Raw genomic sequence first — 23,787 nt, 5'->3', positions numbered from 1 at the left:
CAGGCTCAAGTGTGCCTGAGGAGACGCGATGGGTCAACAGACCTGAGTCAACGAGACTCAAGTCTTATCCGTTCCTTACGCGCAAGTGGCCCGTGACCTGCGTGGACGACCCGCGCCGGGGTGGCTGGACGGGGACGCGCGGCCCCCGCCGGGGCGGCTGGACGGGAACGCGCAGCAGCACCAGGACGGCGAGCAGCGCCACTCCCGCGACCCACAGCGCGGCCCTGTCACCCGTCCACCCCGTGTGGACGAGTACCCCGACGAGCACCGCCGAGAAGGAGCCTGCCCCCAGCAGCACGACGGATCCCTGCGGGGTCAGCCCGATCCGCCGCAGCCGGTGCGCGAGGTGGTCCGGGCGCCGGCGCAGCAGCGGGTGCCGGGCCAGGAGCCGGGCGAGGACCACGAGGACGGCGTCGGCGGCGGCGACCGCGCCGAGGCAGAACGCCACCGCCGCGCTCGGGCCGAGCGCGTACCCCGCGCGCGTGAAGACCACGGACGACGACAGCAGGAACCCGGTGAACAGCGATCCGCACGCCCCCATGCCGATCCGCGCGGGATGCCAGTTGTGCATCAGGAAGCCGGTGAGGGCGGCGGCGAACACGCTCAGCAGCACGGCGAGCCCGTCCATCACCTCCGCGGCGGCACAGGCCCCCACGCCGAACGCGGTGACCACCCCGACCGTCCCCGCCAGGCCGTCGGCGTGGTCGAGGCCCTTGAAGGCGAGGGAGGCGAGCACGACGCAGCCCACGGCGAGCACGCCGCCCGGCACGCCCGTCTCGTCGTAGGGCACCACGCAGGCCGCCGCCACGGCCGTACCGGCGACGAGCACGCGCGCGCGCAGCCGCCACACGTCGGCCACCAGGCCGAGCAGGGCGACCGCGGCGGCGGCGGCCAGCAGCTTTCCCACCCCGTCGCCGAGCGGGGCGACCCGGGTCCACTCACCCACCCAGGCGACCAGACAGGTGACGACCACGACGGCGAGCCCGCCCAGCACCGGCAGGGGACGCTGGCGGCGCCGGTCGAGGACGCCCAGCCGCAGCGCGGGCACCCGGAGCAGCGCCGCCAGCACGGCGGCGAGAAGCAGGGCTGCGGTTGCGGCGGCGATCCCGTAGAGCACGGCTCTAAGGTAGGGGCGAATGTAGCAATTCGGGATGAATAACACGATCGGATTGCCTGGGGAACGCGAACGCAGGTCACCCTCAGCGACCCAGATCACCCCGCACCCTGCTGCGTCCCGACGGATGATGGGGGTAGTCTCAGACGGACTGCATAAGTTACCGCTTAGTAATGTTGCTCGGTTAATTCGAGGCCGCCTCAGGAGCCCCCATGCAACTCGCCGCGATCATCGTGTCGCTGGTCCTGACCGTGGTCGGCGTCGCGCTGCTCGCCCGTGCCATCGGCCAGTTCGTCCGGTACTTCAGGCTGGGCCAGCCCGTCCCCGCCGGGACCCGGACCGACAACCCCTACCAGCGCAGCGTGACCCTGGTCCGGGAGTTCCTCGGGCACACCCGGATGAACCGGTGGGGCATCGTGGGCGTCGCCCACTGGTTCGTGGCCATCGGCTTCCTGACGCTGCCGCCGACCATCATCAACGCCTACGGACAGCTCTTCCAGGCCGACTGGAGCCTCCCGGTCCTCGGCGGCTTCCTGCCGTACGAGCTGTACATCGAGTTCATCGGCGCGATGACCACCCTCGGCATCGCGACGCTGATCGTCATCCGCCTGCTGAGCCTGCCCTCGCGGCCCGGCCGCAAGTCCCGGTTCGCGGGCTCGAAGATGGGCCAGGCGTACTTCGTCGAGTACGTCATCCTCATCATCGGTCTGGCGATCTACACCCTGCGCGGCCTCGAGGGCGCCCTGCACCACGTGGACCACTACGAGGCCGCCTACTTCGCCTCGTACCCGCTGGTCCTCGCCTTCAAGGGCCTCAGCCTCACCACGCTCCAGAACCTCACGTACCTCGCCGCCATGATCAAGCTGGGCACGACCATGATCTGGATGATCACGGTCTCGCTCAACACCAACATGGGCGTGGCCTGGCACCGCTTCCTGGCGTTCCCGAACATCTGGTTCAAGCGCAACGCCGACGGCTCCACCGCCCTGGGCGCCCTGGCGCCGATGACCTCCGGTGGCAAGCCGATCAACTTCGAGGACCCCGGCGAGGACGACGTCTTCGGCGTCTCCCAGGTCGAGCAGTTCTCCTGGAAGGGCCTGCTCGACTTCTCCACCTGCACCGAGTGCGGCCGCTGCCAGTCGCAGTGCCCCGCCTGGAACACCGGCAAGCCGCTCTCCCCCAAGCTCCTCATCATGTCCCTGCGGGACCACGCCCACGCCAAGGCCCCGTACCTGCTGGCCGGCGGCGGCAAGACCGTGGAGGGCGAGGAGAGGGCGAGCGAGGAGCAGCTGGCCGGCGTCCCCGCCGCCGCCCTCGCCGAGGCCGAGCGCCCGCTGATCGGCACCGCCGAGGAGAACGGCGTCATCGACCCGGACGTCCTGTGGTCCTGCACCACCTGCGGCGCCTGCGTCGAGCAGTGCCCGGTCGACATCGAGCACGTCGACCACATCGTCGACATGCGCCGCTACCAGGTGATGATCGAGTCCGCGTTCCCGTCCGAGGCGGGCACGATGCTCAAGAACCTGGAGAAGAAGGGCAACCCCTGGGGCCTGGCCAAGAAGCAGCGCCTGGAGTGGACCAAGGAGGTCGACTTCGAGGTCCCGGTCGTCGGCAAGGACATCGAGGATCTCACCGAGATCGAGTACCTGTACTGGGTCGGCTGCGCCGGCGCCCTCGAGGACCGCGCCAAGAAGACGACGAAGGCCTTCGCCGAACTCCTCCACATCGCGGGCGTCAAGTTCGCGATCATGGGCGGCGACGAGAAGTGCACCGGCGACTCCGCCCGCCGCCTCGGCAACGAGCCCCTGTTCCAGGAGCTCGGCATGGAGAACGTCATGGCCCTGAACACGGCGTTCGGCGAGGAGCTGGACGACGACGGCAAGGTCACGGCGGAGTCCAGGAAGCCGAGGTCGGCGAAGAAGATCGTCGCCACCTGCCCGCACTGCCTCAACACCCTCGGCAACGAGTACCCGCAGCTCGGCGGCGACTACGAGGTCATCCACCACACCCAGCTGCTCCAGCACCTGGTGGACGAGGGCAAGCTGATCCCGGTCACCCCGGTCGAGGGCATCATCACGTACCACGACCCGTGCTACCTGGGCCGCCACAACAAGATCTACACGCCCCCGCGCGAGATCATCGGCAAGGTCCCGGGCCTGCGCAACGAGGAGATGCACCGCCACAAGGAGCGGGGCTTCTGCTGCGGCGCCGGCGGCGCCCGGATGTGGATGGAAGAGCGGATCGGCAAGCGCATCAACAACGAGCGCGTCGACGAGGCCCTGTCCCTCAACCCGGACATCGTCTCCACCGCCTGCCCGTTCTGCCTGGTCATGCTCACGGACTCCGTGAACGGCAAGAAGAACGACGGCAAGGCCAAGGAGTCCATCCAGGTCGTGGACGTCGCCCAGCTGCTGCTGGACTCCGTCCGGGTCCCGGTCCCGGACGACGAGCCCCCGGCCGGTACGGCCGACTCGGCGAACGAGCCGGAACCGGAGCCGGTGAAGTAACGGCCCCCCGCCCCTGACGGACCCCGGCGACACCCCCTGACCCGCACAGGCAGGGGGTGTCGTCGTGTGCGGTGCGGCGGTCGCGTCCGGGACGGCCGGCCCCACCGGGGGAAGGGTCAGGCGTTCTTGGCGCCCGCCTGCTGCACCACCTCGAACGACCACAGCGTCGAACCGGAGGCCGCCGGCTTCGGCCGCTCGCCGCCACCCTCGCCGCCGCCCTGGTGCGCGGACTTCATCGGGCCCTCCATCCACGCCTGGAAGGACTCCTCGTCACGCCAGCGCGTGTACACGAGGTACTGGTCGGTGCCCTCGACGGGCCGCAGCAGCTCGAACCACTCGAAGCCGTCGGAGTTCTCCACGGCGTGGGCCCGCGAGGCGAACCGCTTCTCCAGCGTCTCCCGCTGCTCGGCGGGCACGGTCAGCACGTTGATCTTCACTACGCTCATGGACCCATCCTGGACCATGCCCCGGCCCGTACCGGAGGACGGCGGCGAAGGCGCGCCCGTCCCCCACCTCCTGGGCCCCACCCGTCACAGCGATCCCATACCGTTACCGAACACACGTACAACCCTGGCGCCCCACGGCGGGTCTCCTGATCGCCGACCGCCCGTGAACCGCGGGACAACACGTGATGAACACGGGCGGACGCACCCCATCAACTGCGGATGCCCCGCCAGGCATCCCCCGCATGCCGCAGGAGAACGCATGCACACGCACCAGCCGCGACCGGTCCTCGTGACGGCCGTCGCCGCCGCGCTGACGGGCGGTCTGCTCACGTTCGCCGCCTCCCCCGCCACCGCCGCCGACTCCGCCAAGGTCGCCAAGGCCGACTTCAACGGCGACGGGATCGGCGACATCGCCTCCGCGGCCGCCGGCGCCTACGTCAGCGGCCAGAAGAACGCCGGTCAGGTCGTCGTCCTGTACGGCACCACCACCGGCGTCTCCTCCGCCAAGCGCACCACCATCAGCCAGAACACCTCCGGTGTCCCCGGCACCGCCGAGGCCGGCGACTTCTTCGGCGCCGAGCTGGCGTACGCCGACTTCAACGGCGACGGCTACGACGACCTCGCCGTCGGCACCCCGGACGAGAAGGTGGGCACCGACACCAACGGCGGCGGCCTGGCCATCCTCTGGGGCTCCAGCAGCGGCCTGACCGGCAAGGGCGTCGACGTGCCCGACCCGGCCGCCTCCTCCCACGACTACTGGGGCCAGACCCTGGCCGCCGGCGACTTCGACGGCGACGGCAGGGCCGACCTGGTCGTCGGCAGCTCCGCCGGCACCCTCTACCTGTACAAGGGCGGCTTCACCACCTCCGGCGGCTACGGCAGCCGGACCACCGTCAAGCCGCCGATCCAGTCGGGCACCAACGACTACCCCTACGGCCCGCTGAACCTGACCGCCGGCGACATCAACGGCGACGGCCGCACCGACCTCGTCGTCGACGGCTACGAGACCGAGACGCAGTACGGCTGGAACACCAACTACTGGCTGCCGGGCACCACCGGCGGCCTGAGCGGCGCCTCGGCCAAGACCCTCAAGGCCGGCATCATCACCGCCATCGGCGACATCAACGGCGACGGCTTCGGTGACATCGTCAGCGGCGCCGACTGGGACACCAAGACCGGTGACGGCACGACCATCCCGGACTCCGCCACCGGCGGCAAGGTCAACGTCACCTACGGCTCCGCGTCCGGCCCCGCCACCACCACCGGCATCACCCAGAACACCGGCAACGTGCCCGGCTCCTCCGAGAAGGGCGACGCCTTCGGCTGGGAGCTGGACCTCGGCGACATCAACGGCGACGGCTACCAGGACCTCGTCGTCAGCAGCCCGCAGGAGGACATCGACGGCGTCCCCGACACCGGCAGCGTCACCGTCCTGTACGGCTCCGCCTCCGGCGTGAACACCGCCTCCGGCACCCAGGCCTTCTCCCAGGACTCCGCGGGCGTCCCCGGCGGCGACGAGAAGTCCGACCTGTTCGGCGCCGACGTCAAGCTCGACGACGTCACCGGCGACGGCAGGGCCGACCTGGTGATCGGCTCGTACGAGAACAGCGGCGACGGCGCGGTCACCTACCTGCCGTCCACCGGAACGAAGATCACCACGACCGGCTCGCGTGCCGTCGGCGCGTCCACCGTCGGCGTCTCGACCACCGGCACCCCGCAGTTCAGCGCCGTCTTCGCGGACTGACCGACCGCCACGAGGGGCCGGGACCGGGCACGTACCGGGGAAACCCCGAAGAACCCCTGGTTGTCCTGCTGACGGTCCCTTAGGGGATGTCACAGGTCGGCCGCAAAGCCGGGCCCGGACCACCGGGCCCGGCACGTCGGCCGCCGGGACCAGGTACGTTCGATGACGTGGCTGGATTCAGGATCGGACGCGGGGGCCGAAACAACCGCACCCCCCAGGGACAACAGGCGCCGCAGGAACCGTCGTACGGACGCGGACGCGGCCCCGCTCAGGCCGGGGGGCCGTCGTACGGGCAGCCGCCGCACGGTCAGTCGCCGTACGGCCGGCCCCCGCAGGGTCAGCCGCCGCGCGGGCGGCAGGGCGGCCCCTCGTACGGCTACCCGTCGGCGCCGCAGCAGCCGTACGCACAGGCCGGACAGCAGTACGGGTATCCGGGACCGGCCGGCGACGGGCCGGAGTACTTCGGCGACGACGGCCACCCGGGCCAGGGCCCCGGCGCGCACGACCCCTACGCGGCCAACAACCCGGGCCACACCCAGGCGTTCTCGGTCGACGAGGCCGCCGGCTACACCCAGGGCGCGACCTACCAGGCCGGCTCGCCCGCCGCGCCCGCCGCACCGCTCGGCCCGCCCCTGCACTGGAAGGAACTGCTGCGGGGGATCGTCCTCTCCCCGAACGACACCTTCCTGCGCATGCGGGACTACACCATGTGGGCCCCCGCGCTGGTCGTGACCTTCCTCTACGGCCTGCTCGCCGTCTTCGGCTTCGACGGCGCCCGCGCGGACGCGATCAGCGCGACGCTGTCCAACGCGGTGCCGATCGTGCTGATCACGGCCGTCGTGATGGTGCTGGGCCTGTTCGTCCTGGGCGTGGTCACCCACACCCTGGCCCGCCAGCTCGGCGGGGACGGCGCCTGGCAGCCCACGGTCGGCCTGTCCATGCTGATCACGGCCCTCACGGACACACCCCGCCTGATCTTCGCCATGTTCTTCGGCGGCAACGCCGGCTTCGTCCAGATCCTCGGCTGGGCCACCTGGATCGGCGCGGGCGCCCTGCTGACCCTGATGGTCTCCCGCTCCCACGACCTGCCCTGGCCGAAGGCGCTGGGCGCGTCGGCGATCCAGCTGGTCGCGCTGCTGTCGATCGTGAAGCTGGGCACGTTCTGACCGTCCGCACACGGAGGAGCCCCCGGCACGACGGCCGGGGGCTCCTCCGCGTGGGCGGCGGGATCAGGCGTCGAGAACCTGCCCCGCCCGCTTCACCACGGGCGGCTCGACACTCCACGGGAAGTTGATCCAGTCATCGGTCCGCTTCCACACGTACTCGCACTTCACGAGGGAGTGGGACTTCTCGTAGACCACCGCGGAGCGCACCTCGGCGACGGTGTCGAGACAGAAGTCCCGTACGAGTTTCAGCGTCTTGCCGGTGTCGGCGACGTCGTCGGTGATCAGCACCTTCTTGTCGGAGAAGTCGATCACGTTCGGCACGGGCGCGAGCATGACCGGCATCTCCAGGGTGGTCCCCACACCGGTGTAGAACTCGACGTTCACCAGATGGATGTTCTTGCAGTCCAGGGCGTAGGCGAGTCCGCCGGCGACGAAGACGCCGCCACGCGCGATGCTCAGCACGACGTCGGGCTCGTACCCGTCGTCGGCGATCGTCTGCGCCAGCTCGCGGATGGCGGACCCGAACCGCTCGTAGGTCAGGTTCTCCCGCACGTCTGCGTCGCTCATGTCGTCGTCGCCCTCACACCTGGGTCCGATGGAAGTTGAGGAAGGAGCGCGAGGCGGTCGGCCCGCGCTGCCCCTGGTACCGGGACCCGTACCGCTCGCTGCCGTACGGCGACTCGGCCGGCGAGGTCAGCCGGAACATGCACAGCTGCCCGATCTTCATCCCCGGCCACAGCTTGATGGGGAGCGTGGCCAGGTTGGACAGCTCCAGGGTGACGTGCCCGCTGAAGCCGGGGTCGATGAACCCGGCGGTGGAGTGCGTGACCAGCCCCAGCCGCCCCAGCGAGCTCTTCCCCTCCAGCCGCGAGGCCAGATCGTCGGGGAGCGAGATGACCTCGTACGTCGACGCCAGCACGAACTCCCCGGGGTGCAGGATGAACGGCTCGTCGCCCTCGGGCTCCACCAGCCGCGTCAGGTCCGCCTGCTCGACAGAGGGGTCGATGTGCGGGTACCGGTGGTTCTCGAACACCCGGAAGTACCGGTCCAGCCGTACGTCGATGCTCGACGGCTGCACCATGGATTCGTCGTAGGGATCGATCCGTACCCGCCCGGCGTCGATCTCGGCCCGGATGTCCTTGTCTGAGAGAAGCACGTAGCGAGGATACGCAGGCCGCGCGGAGCCACGACAATCCTGATGACTCCGCGCGCCCGCTGTGACGCTCCCGCTACGAGGCGTTCTCCGTCACCGCCGCCCACCGCCGCTCCGGCGCGACCGGGACCGCGCTGCGGAGCCGGGCGCAGCGCGGACACCGCACGAGCCGGCCGGGGCCGAGCCGTCCGGCCTGCTGCATCGGGAACGAAGCGGTGCTGAAGACGTGCCCGTCCGCACAACGGACAACGGTGCGTTCCATCAAGTCCCTCAAGTCCCTTCCCCAAGAGCCGCGTCCGGCGTTGCTACCCGGACAACAAAAGCCACATTACGGGATCAAAGAGACGACTCTCCAGGCGGCACCCCGGCCTCACCGAACCCCGCCGCCGACGCTTCACGGTACGCCCCAACTCCGGCCGCCCGTAGCCGTATCCCACCCTGCGGCCGACTCAAACCCCCGACCTGTCGGCACCGGGGCTCCGCGATGATGTAAAGTGAGCGAACGTCCGGACACCGGCTCCATGCGGGCTCGTCCGTACTTACGCGGGTGTAGTTTAATGGTAGAACATCAGCTTCCCAAGCTGAGAGCGCGAGTTCGATTCTCGTCACCCGCTCCAGACTGAAACCCCAGGTCAGTGGCCTGGGGTTTTTCAGTGTCGGCGACGTGCATCGACCGTCGGTCAGTCCTCGATGACCGGACGACAGGGTGACAGGAACGGGTCGAGCCGGTCCTGTACCTCCCCCCTGGCCAAGACGCGAACCCGGAAGGCTCCCGGGCCCGGCGGGTGGTCCATGTCGGCGGAGCGTTCGTAGAGCAGGCCCCATGAGCCGGGGAAACGGCGCGCGATGAAATGGATCAGGGCGTCCAACTCCTCGGCCTCGTCACGGCGCCGGTTCACCAGACCGTCGGTGCGCACGAAGTACTCACCGTTGTGGACCTTCAGCGTCGCCTCGCCGGTCGCCCAGTCGATGCGGTCGATGGCCGCCCGCAGTTCGGCCACGCCCTCCTCGAGGGTTCCCGCGTCCGCCTCTTCGGGGGACTCGGCGATGCCGAACCAGCCATGGAACTCGTACATGTGCCTCTCACAGCGGTTTCGTGTCGATCACGGGCTGGATACCGTACCGCCTGCCGTACTCCTGGAGCTTGGCGATCACTCCGGGACCCGGCTCGCCGTCGAAGTGGAAGTAAGGAGTGCGGCCGGATTGGATCGCGTACTCGAACGTGGCTTTTGCCTGGTTTCTGAGGGCGCTCACCATCTGCATACCTCCAGGCTTTGACTGCGCCACGTAGTCGTCGCTGATCGCATCGATCTCCCGCCCCTTCGGATCGTGCTCGAACTTCACCCGGGACTCGCCGCCGAGCCGCTCGGCGAGAGCATCGGCGGCGGGGTCGGGCTTGTTGACCTTGACGAGACTGCCGAGGCCACCGTTGTTCTCGTACGGCGCGAGGCCGAGCGGGTCGCTGGTCGTGTGCGGGTTGTGCACGTAACCGGCTGGGTCGGGGGCCGGCGCCAGGCCGAGGGGGTCAGGGGTGACGTAGCGCGCGGTGTGGGGGTCGTAGTAGCGGTGGTGGTTGTAGTGGAGGCCGGTCTCGGGGTCGAAATACTGGCCGGGGAAGCGCAGAGGGGTGTACGCGGTCGCGGTCGCGTTCCACATGGTGATGCCCCACAGCGTGGTGCGACTGTGCCAGGCGATGCTGCCCTGTTCGTCGATGAGTTCGGTGGGTGTGCCGATCAGGTCGGTGGCAACGGCGAAGAAGCGGGCGTCGATCTCGTCCTGCGTGGCCGCGTCGATGAGCCGCTCGGTCTGGGCGACCGGCGCCAGACCGTCGTAGTCCCAGGTGAGGGTGGTGCGGTGGGGCACCTCCCCGGTGGGGGCCGTGGACTGTTCGGCCAGGACAGGGCCGTCCCAGACGAACTCCGTGCGTTCGACGACCCGGTCGCCCCCGGCCGACAGCCTCTCCTTCGCGGTGCGGCGGCCCAGCGGATCGTAGCGGTACCGCCAGACGGTGCCGTCGGGCGTGGTGACGGACGTGAGCCGGTCCTCGGCGTCGTAGGTGTAGTGCCATGTGTCGGGCTTGCGGGACAGCCTGGTCCGCGTGCGCCGGACCAGCCGCCCGGCCCCGTCGTAGACGTACCGGTTGGCACCGGCGCCCATCACCCGGGTGCCCTCGTACTCCCGCTCCCCCTGGGCATCGGCTCCCGCGTGCGCGTCGGGCCAGCGCGCCGTCGTCGTACCGCCGCCCGCGCGGTCGTAGGCGTACGTCTCGCTCCACCGGTCGGCGACGACGGCGGTGACCCGGCCGACCGTGTCGAGCGCGAAGCGGCGTGGGCCGCGCAGGGTGTCGTCCATGCCGGCCAAGTGGCCGTTGCCGTCGTAGGTGTAACTGCGGCGGCTGACGGTCCGGTCACCGAATGCGAACTCCTGCCGGGTGATCCTTCCCGCCTCGTCCCAGCTGGAGGTGAGGGTGAGCATCTCGCCGAAGTGCCGGGACAGTTCGTGTCCGGTCACGTCGCGGGTGTAGGCGATCTCGTGTCCGCCGGCCGTCAGCCGGACGGCGCGTCCGGCGGCGTCGTACGCGTACTCGGTCACCTGCCCACCGGGGGTGACCCGCCGAGTGCGGCGGCCTGCCGCGTCGTACGCGAACGTGAGGGGACGGCCGTCGGACAGCTCGGTCTTGACCCGGCCGGAGCGGTCGTACTGGTAGGTGAGTTCCCCGTCGGGGCCGACGGCCTGCAGGAGACGTCCGGCCGGGTCGTAGGTGTAGGAGGTGACGGCGCCCGCCGCGTCCTTGGCGACCACCCTGCCCATCACGTCCCGCTCGTAGCGGATGGTCGCCCCCAGCGGCGTGGTCCGCGAGGAGACGTTGCCGAGCGGGTCGACCTCGTAGCGGGTGGTACGTCCGTCGAAGTCGGCCTCCTCGACCAGGCGGCCCGCCGCGTCGTAGCGGTAACCCCACTGCAGGCCCCGGGAGTTGATCACCGAGGTGAGACGCAGCTCGGTGTCGTGGACGAACTCGTGGCGGCTGCCGTCAGGGTCGGTGCGGGCGGCGATCAGGTCGAAGTGGGTGTACTCGAAGCGGGTGGTGGCGCCCAGAGCGTCGGTGTGGGAGAGACAGTTGCCCTCACCGTCGTACGTCCAGTGCTCGGTGCTGCCGTCGGGGTGGGTGACGCGGGTCGGGTGGCCCTCGGGTGTCCAGTCGTAGTGCGTGGAGTCGCCGCCCGGGCCGACGCGTTCGACGATGCGGCCCAGGGCGTCACGGCGGTAGACCGTCACGCCACCGACCGGATCCCTGCGCTCCACCAGGAGCCAGGCCGGCGAGATCCGGCCCTCCACGCCGCCTCAGGAGACGTCGTGGATGTTGTGCTCGGCCAGGTCGGACGCGTGCCGAGCGATGGCACGGTAGTCGGCGTCGTCGTGGAGGACGGCCAAGCCGTGATGGGCAGCGGTGGCAGCGATCACGAGGTCCACCGCCGAGGCGCTGCGATGCTCCCCGGCCTGGGCCATACGATGTTGCACTCCGCCGATCCAGCGCCCCGCGTTCTTCGGCACCGACACGTCGGGGTAGAGATCGGTGAACATCTCCACGATCTCGTCGTACTCGCGTCCGGTCCGGGCGCTGTGAAGAAACTCGGTGCGTTGCACATAGCAGGATGCGATGGCCCCGGCATCGATCGCGTCGTACCAGGCCGATTGCAGTTTTGAATCACGGAGCAGCCGGACTAGGCCGGACGTGTCGAGCAAGTAGATCACCGGCTGTGCTTCTCCGCACGGTGCAGGCGCTCGGCGTCCTCCACGGCACCCCACTCACGCGCACGCTCGAAATGACGGCTGATGCGCGCCGCACGCTCCTGCTGCTCGGCGTAGAAATGCAGAGCGAGATTGACCGCCTCCTTCTTGGTCCTGACCCCGGCCAAGGCCATGGCGCGTTCCAGGGCGTCGTCATCGATGTCGATCTGGGTCACAGACATGTGGCACCTCCCGCACGATGTTGGTGATGTACATAGAAATATACTTCACCAACATCGACGCGGCCACGCCTGGTGTCGGATCTGCAGTCGCAACGGACGTTCCAGGTCAGCCCGGCAGACGACGCCGACCGGTCGGTGCGAAGCGCCGCGCGCACATATGACTCGATCGCTGGTGGTGGTGGCCGTGCCCATAGCGTGCCCGTAAGAGCGGACAACTACGGTCAGCCGCGGTGTGAACGGGCCCGCGCCACGGTGTCGGCACGATGAATCCGCCCAGGTCAGCGACCATCCGGCCGTGCAAGCGCCGTCGCTTCCCAAGCTGAGAGCGCGAGTTCGATTCTCGTCACCCGCTCCATAGTCAACCCCAGGTCAGTGGGCTGGGGTTAGTTTGTTGTCTAGTTCAATTAGATGGCGGCGTGCCCTCGGCGTGCCCTAAGACCGTGTCCTATGTGGTGAGCCGGACTAAGTCGGGGGCAGGCACCTCACCGGGACCCCTGGATGGGCTTCAAAGCCGGGTCGAATCGAATCCCGAGATGGACTTTCAGTGAGCCGGGCCAGATCAGAGCGATCATGGTCCACAAGCGGTCGCAGTGCCACACCGCAGCGCCATCCGCGTGCCCCGGAGCCAGGGGTGCGTCCAGAACGCCTCAGACCGGGTCCTGCCAGGCTGCACTGCGGCCGGCGGCACCGGTCCGTCGTATCACCAGGGCAGGGGTTCCGGGCGGCGGTTCCACCACCATCCGTGTGCCGAGGCGGCGTCCTTTCCCGGAAGTGGCTCCTTGCCGAGCAGGCCATCCGTGTCGTCGACCGTCAGGTCGGCGAAGAGGTCGTCCAGCGGCTCAAGAGCGTTCTGCAGGAGGACAGTTACGTTTGGGGGGAGCTGGTTGCGCAGCTGCTCCAGCTTGTCGCGCGCTGAGAGCCGCTCGACGTAGAGGTCGGCCGGATACCAGCCGGAGGGCGCCCAGGCGGCTTCCATCTGGCGGACGAGTTTCTCCCAGGCGATCAGGGAACTCCGTGCCGTCCAGAACGGGGTTCCCGGGGTGCCGGTCTCCTCCGGGTGCATGCGGTGCAGGTGCGCGGCGAAGACGTCGCCAAGCGGAGTGGCGATCTTCAGTTCGCGCACCACTTCGGGGATGCGCGCCACCGTGACGTGCGGGAGCCGGTCGATGGGTGCCTCAACCCTGTCGATCGTGTAGCGGGGTTCTTCGTCGTCGGTCTCGTACAGACGTGACCGTGTGACGAGTCCGCTCTCCGTCACCAGCCAGTACGCGCTCGGCGGCGCCTCCTCGGCGGGGAAGAGGACCAGGGCACCTGCCGATCGGGCGAAGGCTGGTGCCAGCTCTCGCTCGCTGGGTCGCGGCTGCACCGACTCATGGACATAGATGTCTAGCGACGTGGACACGTCACCTAGGACGGTCACCATCTCGCACAGCACCAGGGCATCCCAGTTGCGCAGGTCCTGGTCTGTGTCCTCGTCGGCAACGTCCACCTCCTGGACGCCCACATGCAGGCACTGCGCAAGTGCGGCCGTGACGGCATCGAGGGTCAGGGGCTCCACGATGAGGAGGTTGTACGTCATGGTGAGTAGGTCCCGTTGTAAATGTCCAGGGCCTTCTGTACGGCCTCTGGGTTGTTTGTGAAGCGCGGATTCCGGGTCAGCTGCGGTGCTGCGCTGAGGTCGCCCTTGGCCTTGGCGATCTGCTGAAGGGCGGCATATTCGTTCCGGTCGAGCTTGACGATGCCCGCGCCACTGTCGGGGTACACCGTGCCCGTGTCTTCGACGCCATACGTGCGCCCGTTCACCTCGTAACGGCTGGTGGCGTCGTCCCAGGCGGCCCTGCCAGCCGCGATGTCGGCGATGTCCTGGTGGATGTCCTGCTCGGAACCACGAAGAATGACACTGTTGGCCTCTCTGACATTGCGGCCACTATGGGCGGCCCCCGAGACAGTGTGCCGGGCGTTCGGGGGCCTGAGGGACTTACCGGCCGCGGGTCCTTCAACGCCACTCACCGCAGGCCATGGCCCCTTCCCCGCCCCGGTACCCCCGGCTTCGGAGCCGCTGATCCGCATCGCGTAGCCGTTACCCGCCGCGAGGTCACCAGTGGCTCCGCCCAGCTCGCCCGGAACTCCGGCGACGGCCATGCGAGGCCCGGTGAGATTGATGTCGATGCTGTCGAAGAAGCTCGTCAAGCCTCCGGCACGGGCAGCCCGGTAGGTTGCACCCGCACCACCGAAGCCACCGCCCAGGAGCGCGCCGTACACGCCAGCCTGGCGGGCCTCGTCCAGGCTGAGCCCCCCCTTCTGCTCCCCCAGGGCGATGGACACGGGCTGGGTCACGGCGAGATCCACCGTGATGGATTCAACGCCGGCGAAGGCCGCCGTGGCCAGGGTGGTGCCCGCGATGGTGGCGATCTCCTCGGTCACCGCGATGCCCAGACCGGCGGCCATGTCCGCGACAGTGACCGCGGCCGCCGCTGCCGCACCTTCCGAAATGCCCGCAGTGAAGATGGCCAGGGCGGTGCCGGCGACGAGTGTGGCACCGACGATCTCCAGCTCGTGTTCCAGCTTCTTCTTCGCGCTGTGCACGGCGTCCGCGTATGCGTCCAGCGCCTTGGCCATGTCGCGGGCGGCGTCGGCCAGATCCTTCAGCCACCCGTGTCCGTCGTGGTAGTAGCGACGCCAGTAGGGGTCGGCGAAGGCGGAGATGGCCTCGCCCTTGTTGTGCTCGATGATGGAGCGCGCCGCCTTGTCGGCACCGGAGGTGATGTCGTCGACATCATCGGCGAAGTCCCTCCACGTCTTCGCAGCATCCCGCAACCCGTCTTCATCGGCGTCGGGCCACCACATGCCCGTCAGGTCCTGGACGACCTTGCGGGCCTTGTCCGCGACACTCACTTGCCATCGCCCTTGGTGTCGCGATCAACGTGGATCCGGCTGAACATGCCTCGGATCAACTCTTCGTTGTCGACGTGCCCGTCAGCCATGTCGACCATGGCTTCGCGAATGCCAGCCAGACCATCGGCCAGGATCTGAGCGGACTGCTCGACCCGCTTGACGTGCGGACCATACGCCTTATAAAACTTCTCGCCCTGCTCGTCGTCGCCCCATGGAGAGCCGGCCGCAGCCAGCCCGTGCTTCAGCTTCGTGAGCGCTTACGCGAGGGCAACGCTCTGATAGTGAAAGTGAGGTGCTGTCGCCTTGAGGTCGGCGATCTTGATGTCGAGTATTTCGCCGCTGTCGCCCATGAGTTGCCGTCTCCCCGTCCGTTGATCCACCCGGGCATCCGACCTTAGTTGGCCGTCGCCCCGCACGTCCGCGAGCTGCGCAAAGGCCGAACAAAGGGCTGTCGGGGGGCCGTGAGCTCTGTCACTGGTCAGTGGCACGAAAGGCGCTGGGCAATTGCGAAGTCCCCGTGGAGGGCGACCTCTTGGGCCACCTCCTCCAGGGCTTCCACCGCGGGTCAGAAGAGTCAGTCGCGCGAGAGCGGTGTACGGCCATGGGCGAGATGTTCGCCCGGGCGCTGGGCATCGCAGGGGCCTGCCCTTGCCGTACGTCCCAGATCGAAATGTCGTCACGTGGGCACACCGATCGGGCACTGCCAACCATGCCGGGCGAGACCGGCGATCGTCCGGACCGGTGTCCCGCTCGTGCGGTTCCGGGACCCCCCTCCTCGGACGCGAACCGGCAAAGGCCTCGGGGACGCCGGTATCACCGCACGCCATGCACCTTCGGAGATATAATGGGCACCATCATTTATATCCGGAGGCGCTGTATGAGTCGGACAGTGATCGACCTTGACGATCAGCTGGTGGCGGACGTGGCCAAGGCCCTCGGCACCAGCACCAAAAAGGAAACCGTGAACACCGCCCTGCGCGAGGTGCTGGAGAACCGGCGCCGGGCCCTCGCGCTCACCCGCCTGCGGGCCGCAGCAGGGGAAGGGGCCTTCGACCTCGAACTTCTCGAGGAGAAGGGGAACTACCGTCGGTGAACGCCGCGCAGTTTCTGATCGACACCAGCGCGCTGGCCCGGTTGTTGCGCGGCGACGCCGACCAGTACGGATGGGACCAGGCGGCAGCGGCCGGGCTGATCGCCACCTGCCCTATCACCGAGCTGGAGTTCTTCTACAGCGCACGCTCCGCCGCCGACCGCGCGCAAGGCATCGAGGACATGCGCCTGCTCTTCGGCTGGGTGCCGGTCGACGACCGCGCCTACGACCGCGCCTGGCAGGTCCAAGAGATCCTCACCCAGCGCGGACAGCACCGCAGTGCCGGTGCTGTCGACCTCGTCGTGGCCGCCACGGCCGAGTTGCAGGGACTGACCCTCCTGCACCGAGATCGGGACTTCGACTGCATCGCCGCAGTCACCGGCCAGGCGCTCCAGTGGTACGGGCCCGACGCCGGCAAATGAACCGAGGGCAGGCGCCGGCCGTTCCGAGGAAGCCACCTCCGTCAGCCTTGCAGCGCGAAATGCGCTTCACCCGAGCTCTGTGCAGCTGTGAAAGGGCTCCCCGACCGGATGTCCGACCAGCAGCAGCTCAACACCGCGCCGTCCCCTAACACCCTCCGCCCCCGGGTGTTCGCACCACCTGCGCAACCTGCCTGGCAAAGGCAATCTGCGCACAACAGAGCCATACGGCCGACGCAAGCACCGCCCATGCCCCTGGCCAGACAGCTCAGCGGCGCCGCCTTCAGAAGGGCCCTGCCCGACCTCCTCGGGGCATCCCGGACCCGGACGTCCGAATCGCCTGCGACACGGTGACGACCCGGGCCCTGCCCTCGTGTGTCCGCGAGGACCTGGGCGTGCCGAAGCGGCGGGCGAGCGCGCTGGGGTACTGGCGTGTCCGAACGTACAACCCTTCGTACGGCTCGCATGTCATTGAGACGTACGTGGGTCGAGACAGGGAGTTCCGTTGCGTAGAGCAGTCACGGCGGCCGCCGTGCTCACCGCCTCCGTCGCCGTCACCCTCACCCCGGTGACATCGTCCGCCGCCGCCCCTTTCAAGGGCGCCAACACGGCTGCCGTGCAGGACGACTTCAACGGTGACGGTTACCGGGACCTGGCCGTCGGTGCCCCGGGTGCCGCCAACGGCACGGTGGAGGAGGCCGGTTCGGTCGTCGTGCTCTACGGCTCCGCGTCCTCGGTGAGCACCACCCGCGGCACGGTCATCACCCAGGCGACCACCGGCATCCCCGGCACCGCCGAGGAGTCCGACCGCTTCGGCAGGACGGTGGCCAGCGCCGACCTGGACCGGGACGGCTATGCCGACCTGCTCGTCGGCGCCCCGGGCGAGGACGTCGACGGTGTCGAGTCGCGGGGCTCCGTGACCGTGGTGTGGGGCGGGCCGAACGGGCTGAAGGGCGGCGCGAACATCGCCCCTCCGGCCGGGTACGGAGAGGGCAGGACCTACTGCCGCTTCGGCATGTCCATCGCCACCGGCGACATGAACGGCGACGGCGCCCCGGAGGTCGGCATCGGCTCGGGCTGCACCATCGCCTCCTACAGCGGCCCCTTCACCCGCACCGGCCAGGCCGCCGCCCGCTACCTCGAGTGGCGGGAGAACGCCCGGGGCGTGGTGATGGGCGATGTGAACGGTGACGGCAGGGCTGAGCGCTTCTATCTGGCCGGTCCCACCGACGGCGACATCCTCGGACCGGTGACCCTCGACGCGGGCGCCCCCGATCCCGAGGACCCGCTCGTCAACCGGGGCATCGAGCTGCCGTACGCGGACGGCCACGCGGGGCAGATCGGCGACCTCAACGGCGACGGTTACGGCGACCTCGTCACCGGCATCGCGGGCGACGACTCCCACTTCAACGCACCCACCCCCGCGGCCCACCGCGGCGGCGAGATCCAGGTCCTCTACGGCAGCGCTCAGGGCATCACCGCCGGGCAGAAGCCGAAGGTCTTCCACCAGGACACGCCGGGTGTCCCCGGCACCGCGGAGTGGGGCGACTGGTTCGGCCAGTCCCTGAGCGTCGGCGACGTCGACGCCGACGGGTATGCCGACGTCCTGGTCGGCTCCCCCGAGGAGGCCGTCGGGTCACGCGCCTCGGCGGGCACTGCTGTCCTGCTGCGCGGCTCCGCCTCCGGCCTCACGACGGCCAAGGCGGCCGGCTACACGCAGAACACCGCGGGCGTCCCCGGCACCGCGGAGACCGGCGACGGGTTCGGCGCCGCCGTCCACCTCGCCGACCTCAACAAGGACGGCAAGGCCGAGACGGTCGTCGGCGCCCCCACCGAGAACTCCGACGGCTGCCTCTGGGTCGCCCGCGGCTCGGCGGCCGGCCCCCTCCTGAACGGCTCGGTCAACCTGTGCGGCAAGACCGCCGGCATCGCTGTACGTGGAACGAAGGGCTACTTCGGCGCCGCCCTCACCAGCCCTCACGTGGAGAACTGACGCGGGCAGGGCCTGGTCGGGGCCCTGGACGCCACCCTTCGCTTCGCCCAGGACGCCAAGGCCGGCGAGCATGCCGCTGCACCAGCAGGCTCCAGTGGAGGGGGGCGTTCAGGGGGCGCCCGGCGCGGTGCCGCCGTAGACCGATCGGGACGAGCGGCTCGCGGGTCGGCCGTGGCCCCGCAGGCTTCAGCGCAGGTCAGGATGGCCTTTGACCACTCAGCGAACCGGCGATGGGCCGTGGCCCCGGGCGGTCCGAACGACGCGGTAGGTAGTTGCTGCCATGTGGACCCGGAGGTCGCCACGGACACGATCGCGGCCAGCACCTCACGGTCACCATGCCGATGCCGCCCACCTCCCTGAGGCCGCGAGGGAGCCTCCGGCACCACCCGCTGGGACAGCTCCCACAACTCATCCGGTACCAACCGCTCGACGATCCCCGCCACGCGCCTCGCAGCCTACCGAGCCATAGGAAGCGTGTGGTGAATGCGATGTTCTGCGACGACAAGCCATGGCAGAGTCATCAAATGTCCAACGACGTCGCCTGTCCCGTCTTTCGTAGCCCCGATCCAGCACTCGCGCTGAGCACCGCGCGCCGTCTCATGGAGTTCGGCCGCTGCGAGCATTCCAGGGTCTCCGCGTACGCGGAGCTTTCCTCCGTCGCCGAGGTGAGGCAGATGGCAGAGGCCATGCCCAAGGGATGGTTCCGCGGGACGTCTGGGCTGGAGGAATTCCAAGGGGTGCCGTTCGCGGACCAGCCCGCCCTCGTCGTCGGTGTCCCGGCGAGCGGTCTGCCGACCGAGGCAGCCGCGTTCGAGGGGCGGCTGCCGGTGGAGTGGGAGGTCTGGGACCTGCCGGTCGACAGTATCGAGGACGCTTTCACCGCGGCGATCGGTTCGAATGTGGGCCTGATCAACTGGGAGTCGCTGCAATGGCCGGACGCACCCGAGGCAGGCTTCCATGGCGAGTCCAAGCATGCTGAAGTGACGCTTCTCTTCAACAGCCATACCCGCGGGCTCGATGGGCCCACCGACGACCACACCGTCCTCGTCCACGTCCGCAGCGCAGTCTTCGATGGCCGCCAGACAAGAGAGCCCTACGCCCAATGGCTCGCCGCGCAGGTAGGACTCACAGTCATCGGGCCCGCGCAAGAATGCTGAAGGCTGTCCGCCGGAACGGCGACATCGTCTGCTGGAGCCCGGCTCACCGGGGTCGTGAAGGCCGCTGCCCCCTTCGCCGTTGAGATCGACCTCGGCCAGGTCTGAACCGATCGCACCGCAGGCAGAGGGCCTGTCCGGTCCACCACGTAGCGTCCGGCGGACTCCTGCCGACCGTCCCGAAGGACGACACCACTGTCGTTGAGCGCGTACCCGAAGGTCAGTGGCAGCGCAATCCGCCCGAGCGCAACCGCTTCCCCGGCACGCGGAAGGCGCACGCGGAAGGCGAAGGATCGGCGGGACGGGAGGGTCACCCAGCTCTCTCCGCCCCGCCCCGCCCCGCTCAGCCCGGCCGATGTCTCGTATCTGCTCGTTGGTCATCTCCTGGACCAGGAAGCAGGGTTGAGGATGAAGTCCAGCAGACACCGGGGCCGACATCTCATCCGGACCGCCGGTCTCACTTCAGGCTGGGGGCCGCTGTGCGCGGCCCCCTCCGCGCGGCCGGGGTCAGCCGTCGGTCCTGGTGGGCTCCTCGCCGTGCCGATCGACGACCGCGCGCTCCATCACGGCGTCGATGCCGTAGAGCGTGTCGGCCGTGACGCCCCTGGCCTTGTCCTTGATCATGTACGACCGCGAGCCGAGGTAGGTCAGGGTGTCCCTGTCGAAGATCCACTCGTCTCGGGTCGCGGAACCGGCGTCCTCACGGGTGATGCCGATGCCGTGGCGGCCGGCGGCGTCGACGGCGTCGGGCATCTGCGTCACTCCGGGAATCCTCTCGACGGCCTTGTAGAGGGCGGAGGCGGTCGCGGGCGGCATGATCGCCGATCGCAGCAGGTCGCCGATCGTCCCGAAGACGGCCTGGTCCTTCGACTCCCCGTCGACCGCCTTGGTCCGGGAGTAGAGCAGCTTGAGCAGGGCGCCGGGTTCGGTGGGCAGCGAGGCCAGCCACTTGTAGGTGGGGCGGTCGATGCCCACCCGGACAGGTTCGGTGGATTCGATGGGCACCTCCTCACCGGGCATGACGGCGTCCTTGCCGGTTTCACGGAGCCAGCCGGTCCTGGTGACGGGCTTGGGGGTCTGCGCGGTCCACACCTGCGACTTGTGCAGTGCGCCGAGCCTCACCGGGCCGTTGAAGTGGCCCTTGTTGCTGCGGATGAGGCTCTCGACGTACACGAACTGGCCGTCTCCGACGGCGGTCACGTCGGTTTTCATGGCGGCGGCGGCGATCCGGTCGAGGGTGACGATCGCGGTGGTGGCCTTGGCGGGGGCGGCGGAGGAGCCGGCCGCCGGGGGAGAGCTGTGGCCGCCGCCGGTGAGCGTGGTCACCAACGCCCCGGCGAGTGCCATCGACGCGACGGGCAACACCAGGGCCGGGCGCAGGCGCCGGCGGCGGGGTGCCGGAGCGGTAGCGGTGCGGTTGCGGTCGATCTGCTGCATCAGGACTTCCTTGTGATGGAGATGACGGCTCGGCGGGAGGTCCCAGTCGGCCGATGCCAGCAGTTCCTCCGCCTCGCTCCGGCCGGTGCCGGTGTGGGGCGGGTTGTCGGCGTTCATCGGGTTTCCTCCTGCAGAAACAGGGCCGCGAACGCGGCCTCACTCTCCATCTCTCCGCGGGCACCCGGCGGTTCCGCTCTCAGGCTGCGGAGTCGGCCGGAGCTGGCGCGGGCCAGTCGCGCCCGGGCACGCGAGAGCCGCGACCGCACGGTGCCGACCGGGATGCCGAGTGCCTCGGCGGCCTGCTGGTAGTCCAGTCCCGACCCCACGCACAGGGCGAGTACCTCCCGGTCCTGCCGCCGCAGTTGGCGCAGGGCGTCGTGGACCGCCGCGAGACGGTGGGCGTCGTCGATCCGGCCGGCGGTCTCGTCCGCGAAGTCCTCGACCGGGCGGGGTTCGGGGCTGCGCGCCAGGAAGGCGATCCGTCGGCGCAGACCGCGGTTGGCGTTGTGCGCCTTGTGCGTGGCGATGCCGAGCAGCCACGGTCTGAGCGAGCCGCCTTCCGGTTCCACCGATTCCCGGGCGCGCCAGGCGGCAAGAAAGGTCTCGGACATCGCCTCCTCGGCCTCCGACCAGTTGCCGGTCAGCCGCAGGGCATGACTGTAGACCGCCCGCGCGTACTGGTCGTACAGGTCGGCGAACGCCGCACGATCCCCCGCTCGTATGCGCGCGCGCAATGACGCCGCTGGTTCTGTATGGCTCACACTCTTTACTCCCCGCCACCCCGGCCCGGTTCGTGTGCTGTGCGCCACACCGCCGGGTTCCCGGTGGGCTGTCCGTGGGGGGCAGGCGATCGCGTCAGGGGCCGGGCTCGTCGCACGGGCCGGCAGTAAGAGGTCGCGACGGGAGCGGTACGGGCTCCTTCACGGACCTGGTGACGTGCGGCCGGGCTCGTGCTCGTCGTGCCAGGTGGCGATGCGGGTCACGGTGACCTCGACGGTGACCGGCTCCACGGCGTCGAGGGTGGCGAGGTGGGAGATGACGGCGGCCCCGACCCGGTCGTGGACGTTCTGGGCGATGTCCAGTGCCCGCCGGCCCTCGGTCAGGGCGCAGCGCACTTCGATGTGCCATCCCGACCCGTCCGGCGCCCGGTCGACGCGGACACCCGCCTCGGGGGAGGTGCGGGAGGGCGCGGCGTCCGCCAGGGTGGGCGCGGCGGCTGCCGCGAGGCGGCGGGAGAGGCGCGGGTGCAGGCCCGCCACGCCGGGAACCGCGAGGGCCGCCCCGGCCGCGACACCGAGGAGGGTGGTCGTGCGGATGACGGTCATGACGGACCACCGCCGGGCGGGAGGAGCGGCTGCGGTTCCAGGACGTCGGTCACGGTGATGTCCACGGCCGTCACGGCGAGACCGAGGTCCTGTGCGGCGCAGTGGAGGACCGATCGGCGTACCTGGTGGACCCGGTCGGGCAGCGGACCGTCCAGAGCGGCGGCCACGGTCATGGTCACCCGTACGTGGGTGCCGTCGCCCTCGGGTGTGATGCGGCAGGTCGCGGCCCTGACGCCGGGGACCGTGTCCGCGGCCTGCCGCAGTAGCCTCGCCGCGGCGCTCTCGGCGATGCGCAGAGTCCGGTCCGGGTCGGCCAGGGGCAGCAGCCGCCCGAGCCGTAGCTCTGCTCTGACGATGTTCATGACGCGGTCGGCGAGTGTGCGGAGGCCGGGGACCTCCGCGCGCAGTGTCCGGGTGGCCGCGTTCACCGTGGCCAGGCCTTCGGCGGCCTCGCGGCAGTGGGGGCAGGAGACGGTGTGCGGGTCCGGGGCGGGCGTCGCGTCGCGGGCCTGTTCCCAGACCCGGCTGAGCAGTCGGCCGCAGGGCAGTACCTCGTCACCCGCGAACGGGGGGACGTCGGTGGCGGCCGGGCCGTTACGGGGCCCGTCGGCTCCGGGGGGTTCGCACGGCCGCGGGTGCGGGTCGTCTAGCGCCATGGGCCCATCGCCTCCTGCAGGGATCGGCGTGCCCTGAACAGTCTGCCGCGCACCGTCTGTTCGCTGGTCCGCGTCACGTGGGCGATCTCCTTGTAGGGCAGGCCCTGCACCTCTCTCAGGACCCAGCAGAGCCGCTGCCCGGCGTCCAGTTCGGCGAGCGCGTGGGACAGGGCGACGGTGGCCGCTTCCTGCTCGGCGGACCGGGCGGGCTGGCTCCAGGCGTCTCCCGCCGCGGGCTCGACGACGGTGTCCAGGGGGAGGGGTGGTGGTCGGCGCCGGCGCATGGTCAGGCAGCGGTTGACGGTGATCCGGTACATCCAGGTGCGGAACTCCGCGCTGTGGCGGTATTCCGGCAGCCACCGCCAGGCGTTGACGAAGGCGTCCTGAACCGCCTCCTCGGCGTCCTGGGTGTTGCCGAGCATGCAGCGGGCCAGGGCGAGGAGGGCCCTGCCGTGCCGCTGGACGAGTACGGCGAAGGAGTCCTCGTCGCCCTCGGCCGCCCGTACGGCGAGCAGCCGGTCCGGCAGGTCGCGCCCCAGGAGGCCGGGATCCGGCGATGGGGATACAGCGCGTTCGGTCATGGGGCCCCCACACAAGGCTCTCGGACCGGCCGGGTACCCGAGAGGTCGCGTGTGACGCATGTCACATCCGACGAGTGTGAGGAATCCGACATTTCGGATGTCCAACTGTTCGACGGGCGCCGCACCGGTGCCCGAC

General features: G+C 69.8%; 23 protein-coding genes, 1 tRNA gene and 2 pseudogenes. 9 read left to right on the top strand and 17 right to left on the bottom strand.

Going from position 1 to position 23,787, the window contains the following annotated elements; all coding sequences use genetic code 11:
- Positions 1-64: 64 nt before the first annotated feature.
- A complete protein-coding gene (locus ACF1BE_RS05815) occupies positions 65-1,117 on the bottom strand; it encodes an MraY family glycosyltransferase (protein ID WP_392197700.1) in 1,053 nt (350 codons plus the stop codon).
- A 209-nt stretch (positions 1,118-1,326) separates the two neighbouring features.
- On the opposite strand from ACF1BE_RS05815, the gene ACF1BE_RS05810 reads away from it, so the two are divergent.
- Positions 1,327-3,621, top strand: coding sequence for a (Fe-S)-binding protein (locus ACF1BE_RS05810; protein WP_392197699.1), 2,295 nt, complete (start codon positions 1,327-1,329; stop codon positions 3,619-3,621).
- A gap of 116 nt (positions 3,622-3,737) precedes the next feature.
- Here the strand turns inward: ACF1BE_RS05810 and ACF1BE_RS05805 are convergent, their stop codons facing one another.
- Entirely contained in the window at positions 3,738-4,067 is a 330-nt protein-coding gene (locus tag ACF1BE_RS05805; RefSeq protein WP_121787738.1) for an antibiotic biosynthesis monooxygenase, read from the bottom strand.
- 259 nt (positions 4,068-4,326) lie between these two features.
- On the opposite strand from ACF1BE_RS05805, the gene ACF1BE_RS05800 reads away from it, so the two are divergent.
- Positions 4,327-5,811 (top strand): FG-GAP and VCBS repeat-containing protein, encoded by a 1,485-nt coding sequence (locus tag ACF1BE_RS05800; protein WP_392197698.1) that lies wholly within the window; start codon positions 4,327-4,329, stop codon positions 5,809-5,811.
- 86 nt (positions 5,812-5,897) lie between these two features.
- Positions 5,898-6,977 (top strand): YIP1 family protein, encoded by a 1,080-nt coding sequence (locus ACF1BE_RS05795; protein ID WP_392197697.1) that lies wholly within the window; start codon positions 5,898-5,900, stop codon positions 6,975-6,977.
- 63 nt (positions 6,978-7,040) lie between these two features.
- On the opposite strand, the gene ACF1BE_RS05790 is transcribed toward ACF1BE_RS05795, so the two are convergent.
- From ACF1BE_RS05790 to ACF1BE_RS05780, 3 genes are all read right to left on the bottom strand, one after another.
- Entirely contained in the window at positions 7,041-7,544 is a 504-nt protein-coding gene (locus ACF1BE_RS05790; RefSeq protein WP_392197696.1) for a phosphoribosyltransferase, read from the bottom strand.
- A gap of 13 nt (positions 7,545-7,557) precedes the next feature.
- Complete coding sequence (dcd, locus tag ACF1BE_RS05785; protein WP_121787742.1) at positions 7,558-8,133, bottom strand: dCTP deaminase; 576 nt, start codon at positions 8,131-8,133, stop codon at positions 7,558-7,560.
- Positions 8,134-8,206: 73 nt separating this feature from the next.
- Positions 8,207-8,392, bottom strand: a complete 186-nt coding sequence (locus tag ACF1BE_RS05780) for a hypothetical protein (protein WP_392197695.1) — start codon at positions 8,390-8,392, stop codon at positions 8,207-8,209.
- Positions 8,393-8,673: 281 nt separating this feature from the next.
- On the opposite strand from ACF1BE_RS05780, the gene ACF1BE_RS05775 reads away from it, so the two are divergent.
- A tRNA-Gly gene (locus ACF1BE_RS05775) sits at positions 8,674-8,747 on the top strand.
- A 63-nt stretch (positions 8,748-8,810) separates the two neighbouring features.
- On the opposite strand, the gene ACF1BE_RS05770 is transcribed toward ACF1BE_RS05775, so the two are convergent.
- From ACF1BE_RS05770 to ACF1BE_RS05745, 6 genes and pseudogenes are all read right to left on the bottom strand, one after another.
- Positions 8,811-9,206: an immunity 7 family protein gene (locus tag ACF1BE_RS05770; protein WP_392197694.1), complete on the bottom strand. Its 396-nt coding sequence runs from the start codon at positions 9,204-9,206 to the stop codon at positions 8,811-8,813.
- A 7-nt stretch (positions 9,207-9,213) separates the two neighbouring features.
- Positions 9,214-11,457, bottom strand: a pseudogene (locus tag ACF1BE_RS05765) (restriction endonuclease fold toxin); the annotation flags it as partial.
- Positions 11,458-11,472: 15 nt separating this feature from the next.
- On the bottom strand, positions 11,473-11,883 hold the full coding sequence (locus tag ACF1BE_RS05760; protein ID WP_392197693.1) for a PIN domain-containing protein: 411 nt from the start codon (positions 11,881-11,883) through the stop codon (positions 11,473-11,475).
- Entirely contained in the window at positions 11,880-12,101 is a 222-nt protein-coding gene (locus ACF1BE_RS05755; RefSeq protein WP_392197692.1) for a type II toxin-antitoxin system VapB family antitoxin, read from the bottom strand. The genes ACF1BE_RS05760 and ACF1BE_RS05755 overlap by 4 nt, the downstream gene beginning before the upstream one ends.
- A 700-nt stretch (positions 12,102-12,801) precedes the next feature.
- Complete coding sequence (locus tag ACF1BE_RS05750) at positions 12,802-13,680, bottom strand: hypothetical protein (protein ID WP_392197691.1); 879 nt, start codon at positions 13,678-13,680, stop codon at positions 12,802-12,804.
- On the bottom strand, positions 13,677-14,996 hold the full coding sequence (locus ACF1BE_RS05745) for a hypothetical protein (protein ID WP_392197690.1): 1,320 nt from the start codon (positions 14,994-14,996) through the stop codon (positions 13,677-13,679). Before ACF1BE_RS05745 ends, ACF1BE_RS05750 begins: the two co-directional genes overlap by 4 nt.
- Positions 14,997-15,025: 29 nt before the next feature.
- Here ACF1BE_RS05745 and ACF1BE_RS05740 point away from each other — a divergent pair, with 29 nt between their 5' ends.
- From ACF1BE_RS05740 to ACF1BE_RS05725, 4 genes are all read left to right on the top strand, one after another.
- Entirely contained in the window at positions 15,026-15,394 is a 369-nt protein-coding gene (locus ACF1BE_RS05740; protein ID WP_392197689.1) for a hypothetical protein, read from the top strand.
- A gap of 479 nt (positions 15,395-15,873) precedes the next feature.
- On the top strand, positions 15,874-16,089 hold the full coding sequence (locus ACF1BE_RS05735; protein ID WP_392197688.1) for a type II toxin-antitoxin system VapB family antitoxin: 216 nt from the start codon (positions 15,874-15,876) through the stop codon (positions 16,087-16,089).
- Positions 16,086-16,508 (top strand): PIN domain nuclease, encoded by a 423-nt coding sequence (locus ACF1BE_RS05730; protein ID WP_392197687.1) that lies wholly within the window; start codon positions 16,086-16,088, stop codon positions 16,506-16,508. The genes ACF1BE_RS05735 and ACF1BE_RS05730 overlap by 4 nt, the downstream gene beginning before the upstream one ends.
- Positions 16,509-17,010: 502 nt before the next feature.
- Positions 17,011-18,498, top strand: coding sequence for a hypothetical protein (locus ACF1BE_RS05725; RefSeq protein WP_392197686.1), 1,488 nt, complete (start codon positions 17,011-17,013; stop codon positions 18,496-18,498).
- Between the two features lie 203 nt (positions 18,499-18,701).
- Here ACF1BE_RS05725 and ACF1BE_RS05720 read toward each other — a convergent pair.
- Positions 18,702-18,941 (bottom strand): annotated as a pseudogene (locus ACF1BE_RS05720) (transposase); the annotation flags it as partial.
- A gap of 81 nt (positions 18,942-19,022) precedes the next feature.
- Between ACF1BE_RS05720 and ACF1BE_RS05715 the strand changes: the two are divergent.
- Positions 19,023-19,655: a hypothetical protein gene (locus ACF1BE_RS05715; RefSeq protein WP_392197685.1), complete on the top strand. Its 633-nt coding sequence runs from the start codon at positions 19,023-19,025 to the stop codon at positions 19,653-19,655.
- A 504-nt stretch (positions 19,656-20,159) separates the two neighbouring features.
- Here ACF1BE_RS05715 and ACF1BE_RS05710 read toward each other — a convergent pair.
- The 5 genes from ACF1BE_RS05710 to ACF1BE_RS05690 all read right to left on the bottom strand — a co-directional run bounded on the left by ACF1BE_RS05710 (position 20,160) and on the right by ACF1BE_RS05690 (position 23,651).
- A complete protein-coding gene (locus ACF1BE_RS05710) occupies positions 20,160-21,206 on the bottom strand; it encodes a CU044_5270 family protein (RefSeq protein ID WP_392197684.1) in 1,047 nt (348 codons plus the stop codon).
- Positions 21,203-21,823, bottom strand: a complete 621-nt coding sequence (locus ACF1BE_RS05705) for an RNA polymerase sigma factor (protein WP_392197845.1) — start codon at positions 21,821-21,823, stop codon at positions 21,203-21,205. The genes ACF1BE_RS05710 and ACF1BE_RS05705 overlap by 4 nt, the downstream gene beginning before the upstream one ends.
- Before the next feature lie 186 nt (positions 21,824-22,009).
- Entirely contained in the window at positions 22,010-22,414 is a 405-nt protein-coding gene (locus ACF1BE_RS05700; protein WP_392197683.1) for a hypothetical protein, read from the bottom strand.
- The gene (locus ACF1BE_RS05695; RefSeq protein WP_392197682.1) at positions 22,411-23,070 is read right to left on the bottom strand and encodes a hypothetical protein; all 660 of its coding nucleotides are present in this window, start codon (positions 23,068-23,070) and stop codon (positions 22,411-22,413) included. Before ACF1BE_RS05695 ends, ACF1BE_RS05700 begins: the two co-directional genes overlap by 4 nt.
- Complete coding sequence (locus tag ACF1BE_RS05690) at positions 23,061-23,651, bottom strand: RNA polymerase sigma factor (RefSeq protein ID WP_392197681.1); 591 nt, start codon at positions 23,649-23,651, stop codon at positions 23,061-23,063. Before ACF1BE_RS05690 ends, ACF1BE_RS05695 begins: the two co-directional genes overlap by 10 nt.
- Between the last annotated feature and the right edge of the window lie 136 nt (positions 23,652-23,787).

The sequence above is a fragment of the Streptomyces sp. NPDC014991 genome (assembly GCF_043080665.1).
Lineage (GTDB): Bacteria > Actinomycetota > Actinomycetes > Streptomycetales > Streptomycetaceae > Streptomyces.
Note: the sequence above shows the minus strand (reverse complement) of the source record. Positions and strands in the feature narration are given on the sequence as shown.